Source organism: Synechococcus sp. H60.2 (assembly GCF_047462315.1).
GTDB lineage: Bacteria > Cyanobacteriota > Cyanobacteriia > Thermostichales > Thermostichaceae > Thermostichus.
On record NZ_JANSIZ010000122.1, the window covers coordinates 1 to 4,238 of the forward strand.

At 56.3% G+C, this 4,238-nt stretch carries 3 protein-coding genes and 1 riboswitch; all 3 genes read left to right on the top strand.

Annotation, left to right across the window (positions count from 1 at the left end; all coding sequences use genetic code 11):
- The first annotated feature begins 710 nt into the window (after nt 1-710).
- The 3 genes from NW845_RS12440 to NW845_RS12450 all read left to right on the top strand — a co-directional run bounded on the left by NW845_RS12440 (nt 711) and on the right by NW845_RS12450 (nt 4,026).
- Nucleotides 711-2,003: an RNA-guided endonuclease InsQ/TnpB family protein gene (locus NW845_RS12440; RefSeq protein ID WP_414378756.1), complete on the top strand. Its 1,293-nt coding sequence runs from the start codon at nt 711-713 to the stop codon at nt 2,001-2,003.
- A 7-nt stretch (nt 2,004-2,010) separates the two neighbouring features.
- A riboswitch (TPP riboswitch) is annotated at nt 2,011-2,112 on the top strand.
- A gap of 5 nt (nt 2,113-2,117) precedes the next feature.
- Nucleotides 2,118-3,485 carry a phosphomethylpyrimidine synthase ThiC gene (gene thiC, locus NW845_RS12445; protein ID WP_414378755.1) on the top strand — a complete coding sequence of 456 codons (1,368 nt, stop codon included), beginning with the start codon at nt 2,118-2,120 and terminating at the stop codon, nt 3,483-3,485.
- 148 nt (nt 3,486-3,633) lie between these two features.
- The gene (locus NW845_RS12450; RefSeq protein WP_414366821.1) at nt 3,634-4,026 is read left to right on the top strand and encodes a VOC family protein; all 393 of its coding nucleotides are present in this window, start codon (nt 3,634-3,636) and stop codon (nt 4,024-4,026) included.
- Nucleotides 4,027-4,238 lie beyond the last annotated feature (212 nt).

Genomic DNA, 4,238 nt, shown 5'->3' on the forward strand with positions numbered 1-4,238 from the left:
GGCAGAAGAAGAGACAAAAGCTCTGCTGTCAAGCGGGTGAGGAAACCCCACCCGCCTACGCGGTGGGGTAGTTCATGAAAAGGAGAGTATCAAGACAACGTTTTATTGTTGGCCGCCTTCCCCGCTGCCGAACTGCTATCGGAGCGGATGAAATACACAGAACCATCTCCGATCCAGAAACTCTGCGGAGATGTTTTGTCTAGCCTTTTTATTGAGTAGGCGTTGACCGATGCTATCGCCTATGAGTTAGGAATCCAATTTGAAGGCGAAGACTCTTTTGTTGTCAATCAAGAGAGACTTAGAGATAGAGTTGCCCACCAAATCTACGTTCACGACAACTGATTTTCCTACATTAAATTCGTAGAGGACGATCTCCTAAGCAAGATTGTCGGTTGTGTGGATCCCACAGTTGGACGAACAAAGCATCTTTTCGGATCCTTTTTTCAGAAAGTCTTGGGTCAAGGCACGGTGGCTATTGAAGAGGGGGAAGCTCGTTTGAGAGAGAGACAAGCAACTTCTTGACGAGTTCCTCTCTCTCTAGGAGAGGGGTTGGGGCTAAGGGTGGCGGCAAGAAGCGACCGGAAACCGCCTTAAACTATTCTGAAACGACCCCAAAGCTCCTGCCTTGCTTCAGCTAGAAACCGCAGGAGCCCCGCCCTGTACCCGTAGGGTCAGGGGAGGGAGCAATGCGGACGACGGATAATCGTGACATGGCCCAAGTCCTGACTATCTCCTGCAAGCTCAAGGTGTCTGCTTCGCAAGCCGTGAAGCTAGAGGCAACCTTGTCGGCTTTTGCACAAGCACTCCTCGCGCCAGCGGGCCGGAGGCCTTACTGGGTCAACCAAAACACACCAGAGAAGGTGGTTAACCCAGTCAAGCTTCAATCGCTCTGCTACCGCGCAATTCGTACCCGCTTTGGGCTCTCCAGCAATAAGGACTCCGTCCCGCTAGCGCGAGTGGCACAACAGGTGTGCAGAAGGCTGGCCGCTGCCCGCAAGGTTGCCCGGCAAAAGAATCGTCCGGTCAAAGCCTTCAAGGGGGGTTTTGTTACCTACGATGCCCGCATCTTTTCTTTTCGGGAAAAAGACTGGACGGTGTCGCTGACCACCGTTGAGGAACGCGAACGCTTTGAGCTGGATATAGGTAACTACCAGTGCGGCATGCTGGCGGGTTCTCATCCCAAAGCGGCCACGTTGGTCAAACGCCAAGACGGTTCTTACTACATCCAGATTTGTGTGGAGCACGACCCACCGGAGCCACAAGACACCACCGAGGCGATTGGTGTGGACTTGGGTAGGAGAGATATTGCCCATACTTCTGAGGGGGACAACTGGAATGGACAGCAGCTGAATAAGGTGAGGGATCACTACTCCCGGTTGAGGGCGGCTCTGCAACGCAAGGCCAGTAAGGGCACACGCAGCACTCGGCGTCGATGCCGGGAGCTGTTGCAACGGCTGTCTGGTCGGGAGAGACGCTTTCAAGCTTGGGTGAACCATCGCATCTCCAAGTCCATTGTTGCTAGGGCACTGGCCACCCACAGTTTTATTGCCTTGGAGGACTTGACTGGAATTAGAGAGCGTACCAACCAACAGCGGCGCAGCAAGACGGAGCGGCGGCGGTCAAACAGTGAGGCCTACGGCCCGCTAGCGCGAGGGGCGTTCTACCAGTTGCGGCAGTTTGTGCAGTACAAGGCTGCCAGAGCAGGGATCCAGGTTGTGGTGGTGCCGCCTGCCTACAGCTCGCAGACCTGCCACCAGTGTTTGTGGATTGGGCAACGGGAAGGGAAGCGTTTTCGCTGTGTGAACCCGGTCTGTGGTTGGGAAGGGGATGCGGATTTTAACGGTGCTAACGTCATTGCGCTTTTGGGGGTCGCTGTAAACCGGCCCAGAGGCCCGTGGTTGGCTTGCCAACTGCAGGGCTACCGTTCGCGTCAGCGGCGCGTAGCGCTTAAAGCCCGCTCCGTACCGCTTAGCGGTCGGAGTCAGGTAGTTTACTTTCGGTGATAGAATCACAGCACGCTAGGAGTGTCTGGGGGTTTTGCCCCAGGCTGAGATTACATCCTCAGAACCTGATCTGGGTCATACCAGCGTAGGAAAGCGAGCACTGGAGTTGACACCATGCGCAGCGAATGGGTTGCCCGCCGGCGTGGGCAAGCAAATGTAACGCAAATGCACTTTGCCCGGCAGGGCGTGATTACAGAAGAGATGGACTACGTGGCTCGGCGGGAAAACCTGCCACCGGAGCTGATCCGCTCAGAGGTGGCGCGGGGCCGCATGATCATCCCTGCCAATATTCATCACACCAACCTAGAGCCGATGTGCATCGGGATCGCCTCCCGCTGCAAAGTCAATGCCAACATCGGCGCTTCCCCCACTTCCTCTGGATTGGCCGAGGAGCTGGAAAAGCTGAAATTGGCCATCAAATACGGCGCCGATACCGTTATGGATCTGTCCACCGGCGGCGGCGACTTGGACGAAATTCGCACGGCCATTATCCAAGCTTCTCCGGTGCCCATTGGCACGGTGCCGATCTACCAGGCCCTGGAAAGTGTGCATGGCAATGTCGAAAAACTCTCGGCAGAGGATATCTTGCATATCATCGAAAAGCAGGCCCAGCAGGGGGTGGACTACATGACCATCCATGCCGGGATCCTGATCCAACACTTGCCGTTGGTGCGCAACCGTCTAACCGGAATTGTCTCTCGCGGAGGCGGGATCCTGGCCCGTTGGATGTTGGCCCACCACAAGCAAAATCCGCTCTACACCCGCTTCCGCGACATCATTGAGATCTTCAAAAAATACGATGTTTCTTTTAGCCTGGGCGATGCTTTGCGACCCGGATGTCTGCACGATGCTTCTGACGAGGCCCAGATGGCGGAGTTGAAAACCCTGGGACAGTTGACCCGCCTGGCCTGGGAACACGATGTGCAGGTGATGGTGGAAGGGCCTGGGCACGTGCCGATGGATCAAATTGAGTTTAACGTGCGCAAGCAAATGGAGGAGTGCGACGAGGCTCCTTTCTACGTTTTGGGGCCGCTGGTAACCGATATTGCCGCCGGCTATGACCACATCAGCTCTGCCATTGGGGCGGCCTTGGCCGGCTGGTACGGGGCAGCGATGCTCTGCTACGTAACCCCCAAAGAACACCTGGGCTTGCCCAATGCCGAGGATGTGCGCAACGGCCTCATTGCCTACAAAATTGCCGCCCACGCTGCCGATATTGCCCGCCACCGTCCTGGGGCCAGGGATCGCGATGACGAAATGTCCAGAGCCCGCTACAACTTCGACTGGAACCGACAATCTGAGTTGTCTTTAGATCCAGAGCGGGCGCGCGAATATCACGACGAAACCTTGCCGGCAGATATCTACAAAACGGCGGAGTTTTGCTCGATGTGCGGGCCGAAGTTCTGCCCCATGCAAACCAAAATGGATGCAGAAGCCTTGAGCGAGCTAGAACGATTCCTGACCACCCAGCCAACAGCCTAAGCGTTGGCCTGGCCTTGGCTTGACATGAGGTTGAAATTGATTGGATCCCATCTCTGCTCGCTGGGGAGTGGAGAGGGGCTCCTCCCCCAAGCTATGCTGGATTACAGGAGAACCCTTGCAGTTGGCTCCATTGAGCGGAGAGAGAACCATGGCACTTAGGCAACTCGGGCATGTCGCCATCCGGGTAGAAGACATCCCCAAAGCAGTGGAGTTCTACCAAAAGCTGGGCATGGTCAACGTCTGGCAGGATCCCGACTGGGCCTACATGAAAGCTGGAGACGATGGGCTGGCGCTATTGGGGCCGGGCTACCGGGCAGCAGGGCCGCACTTTGGCTTTGTCTTCAGCACCATGGAGGAGCTGGAGGAGCAGCATCGCCGCCTGCAAGCCCAAGGGATCCCGGTAGGGGCCATTCACAGCCATCGGGATGGCACTGCCTCTTTCTATGGCAAGGATCCCGATGGCAACCTGTTTGAGTTTTTGTACGAGCCGCCAGGCACTTTTGACCAAGCTAAGGCTAAGCCAGCCGAGGCAACTGCTTGAGGTCTAACCAGAAAAAGGCGGCGCAAGCTCTGAACTGCCATCGCGCACAAACAAGCTAGGGGCTGTGGGAGTCCTCCCGTAGCCCTAAGCAATTTTGATGAACTACCCCACCGCGTAGGCGGGTGGGGTTTCCTTACCCGCTTGACAGCAGAGCTTTTGTCTCTTCTTCTGCCCCAGTTGCTTCATCGATCCCGTGTACCGGGTCTCCGAAG

What these genes read in the sequence shown, in the direction of transcription:
- NW845_RS12440 (WP_414378756.1), top strand. Translation starts at nt 711, where the DNA reads ATGGCCCAAGTCCTGACTATCTCCTGCAAGCTCAAGGTGTCTGCTTCG.
- thiC (WP_414378755.1), top strand. Translation starts at nt 2,118, where the DNA reads ATGCGCAGCGAATGGGTTGCCCGCCGGCGTGGGCAAGCAAATGTAACG.
- NW845_RS12450 (WP_414366821.1), top strand. Translation starts at nt 3,634, where the DNA reads ATGGCACTTAGGCAACTCGGGCATGTCGCCATCCGGGTAGAAGACATC.